Annotated in this window: 2 protein-coding genes; one reads left to right on the top strand and one right to left on the bottom strand. The window is 27.3% G+C overall.

Annotated elements, in window-relative coordinates:
• Positions 1-261 precede the first annotated feature (261 nt).
• The gene (locus ON24_RS00610; protein WP_016358867.1) at positions 262-552 is read right to left on the bottom strand and encodes an EMC6-like membrane protein; all 291 of its coding nucleotides are present in this window, start codon (positions 550-552) and stop codon (positions 262-264) included.
• A 404-nt stretch (positions 553-956) separates the two neighbouring features.
• Here ON24_RS00610 and rqcH point away from each other — a divergent pair, with 404 nt between their 5' ends.
• Positions 957-2,951 (top strand): ribosome rescue protein RqcH, encoded by a 1,995-nt coding sequence (gene rqcH, locus ON24_RS00605; RefSeq protein ID WP_040681589.1) that lies wholly within the window; start codon positions 957-959, stop codon positions 2,949-2,951.
• The last annotated feature ends 197 nt before the right edge of the window (positions 2,952-3,148 follow it).

Genomic DNA, 3,148 nt, shown 5'->3' with positions numbered 1-3,148 from the left:
AACTGTGAATAAATTCATGAATTTAATGTAATATATGATTTAATAAAGTATTTTACTGATTTTTATATTAAACACTACTAGAAATAGCTAAATAAGCGGGATATTAAAATATAAGCTAACCAAGTATAAAAAAAAATAAAGAGTATATAAAAAGATAATTTAGCCTATAAAACCTAAAAATTTAAAAAACCCAATAAAAATAGTTAATAAAAAGCAATAATTAAAAATAGAAAAAAAACTTAAGATAAATATCTATTTATCTTATAAAAATGGAATAAATTTAGCATAGCTTAAGAATAATACCCACACTGAGAACCATCCAAAAACAAATGGAATAATTCCCATCATAAACCATTGTTTAAAACCGTCAATAGAATCTGCATATTGCTTTTGACAGTAATTACCAATGAAATATAAAACAATAAAACCTATTACAGATGCAAGAATCTCATTTTTAAACCCAAAGGTTCCATATGAAAACATTGCAGAGAAAACACCTACAATTAAACCTGGTATTAAATGGATTGCCGCAATCTTTTGTACATCATCCATGTTTATCCTCCAAAATTAAAAAATTATAATAAAATAATATGAAAAGTTATATAAATAAATATACATTTATAATTTATACTTACTAATAAATATACATAATGATTTTATTAAAGAAATAATAATTATTTAGATGAAAACTGAAAGTTAGATAAAAAACATAACCAAATAAAAAGTATGTTAAAAAACTTTTAACATATTTTAAAGAACAGACTATATTTAATCAAAAAAAATCTAATTAAATCAAGATATAAATTTACTATTAGAATATTAATCTAAAATACTATTTAAAATTATATACAGATAATATAACTATAAAAGAAAAACAATTATTTTATCAACCATTAATATATTTCATGAATTATAATTTTAAAAATTAAGGAAATTAAGTAAATAGAGGAATTTTAATGAAAACAATGACTAATGTGGATATTTTTACAATATCCCATGAATTAAACAAGTTACTTGAAGGTTCAAGAGTAGATAAATCATTTCAGCCAACAAAAGACATCATCGTTATGAGATTCCATAAAGCAGGATATGGAAGAATAGATTTAGTTATGGAAGCTGGAAAAAGAGTACATACAAGTAGATATCCTCTTGAAAACCCTACAAAACCACCTTCATTTCCAATGTTACTTAGAAAAAGACTTAGAGGTGCTAACGTAGTTAGCATTGAACAGTATAATTTCGATCGTATAATCGAAATCAAGATGAAAAAGGATCAGGTTTATACATTAGTTATTGAGCTATTTTCAAAAGGCAATATCATTCTTTTAGATGAGGATAAAAATATCATAATGCCTCTTAAAAGGAAATCATGGAGCAATAGGGATATCAGTGCTAAAAAGGAATATGTCTATCCGCCGAAAAATGGAATCAATCCATTAACAATTACAGAGGATGAATTGAATATTCTTTTTACCAATTCCGAGGATGACATCATAAGAACACTTGCTAAAAACGGTCTTGGAAGTTTATATGCAGAAGAGATCATGCTAAGGGCCAATAATATAAGGAAAGATATGGAAATTGAGGGAATCGATAAACAATCAAGCACCAATTCCCTTAGCAATGAGGACATCCATCATATCTATCAAGGCTTAAAATCAATCTTTGGACCTTTAAGTAAAGGTGAAATAAAACCAGAGATAATATCAGAAGGTAAAGATGATGTTGTACCAATAAAACTTGAAAAATATAATGATTTTAAACATGAATACTTCGAAACCTTCAATGAGGCATGTGATGAATTCTATTCAAAAGAAGTTAAAACCAGCATTACCTCAGAGCAAGAGAAAATCTGGAATAAGAAAGTCGGAAAATATTCAAAAAGACTTGAACTTCAAGAAGAAACACTTAAGGGATTCCATGACACTATAGAAAAATCCCATAAAAAAGGGGAATTAATCTATTCACATTATCAGGAAATTGAATCAGTTATTGGTGTAATCAATAATGCAAGAGACAAGGATTATTCCTATCAGGAAATAAATAAAATACTAAAAAAAGCAAGAAAAGAGGGAATGAAAGAGGCGCAGATAATTAAATCTATTGATAAGATGGGAAACATTACCCTAGATTTAGAAGGCATCTCAATTAACATCGATTCTAGAAAATCAATTCCTGAAAATGCTGATGTTTATTATGAAAAGGCTAAAAAAGCAAAACGTAAGATTTCCGGAGCCAATATTGCTATTGAAAATACTAAAAAACAACTAGAGGAAATGGAAAGGAAAAAGGATAAAGCAATGGCAAATATAATGGTTCCTAAAAAACGTGAAAAGAAGGAACTTAAATGGTTCGAGAAATTCAGATGGTTTGTAAGCTCCACAGGCAAACTTGTAATTGGTGGACGTGATGCGAATAGTAACGAGAATATTGTAAAGAAATATTTGGATAATAATGATATTTATATGCATGCGGATATACATGGTGCACCATCAATAGCCATTAAATTAAATGGTGAGGAATTTGATGATGACACCGTTAGGGAATCTGCAATATTTGCCGCATCATTTTCATCAGCATGGAGCGACGGTTATTCTACACAGGATGTTTACTGGGTCAATCCAGAACAAGTTTCAAAAACACCGGAATCCGGAGAATATGTAGCGAAAGGATCATTTATTATTAGGGGTCATAGGAATTATATTCGAAGTGCAAAACTAAGAATTGCAGTAGGAATTGTTGACTATGAAGGTAAAAGAGTTATGGCTGGTCCGGAATCTGCAGTTAAAAAATTAACAGATAACTATGTAGTTATTAAACCAGGATATACTAAAAAAGAGGCAATGGCTAAAAGTATATTATCAAAGATTAATCAAGATAACCTACTTGAGCTAGATGACATAGTAAGGATTTTGCCTACAGGCAAATGTGACTATGATAATAAAAGATAAACATAGTTTTATTAAGTTTATTAAGTTAAACTATTAAAAAAATAAAAGAACTTTTAAAATAAATAAAAAAATATTTTAAAATATTTAGATTTTTTAATTAAAATCTAAAAATTTTATTTTATATGAATCTAATGAATCTAAATTTTTAAATTAAAATCTAAAAACTCTACTCTTATATTAAAACTAATTTTAAATTT

This window comes from Methanobrevibacter boviskoreani JH1, assembly GCF_000320505.1.
In the GTDB taxonomy this organism is placed as follows: domain Archaea; phylum Methanobacteriota; class Methanobacteria; order Methanobacteriales; family Methanobacteriaceae; genus Methanarmilla; species Methanarmilla boviskoreani.
Note: the sequence above shows the minus strand (reverse complement) of the source record. Positions and strands in the feature narration are given on the sequence as shown.

What these genes read in the sequence shown, in the direction of transcription:
- ON24_RS00610 (WP_016358867.1), bottom strand. Translation starts at nt 552, where the DNA reads ATGGATGATGTACAAAAGATTGCGGCAATCCATTTAATACCAGGTTTA.
- rqcH (WP_040681589.1), top strand. Translation starts at nt 957, where the DNA reads ATGAAAACAATGACTAATGTGGATATTTTTACAATATCCCATGAATTA.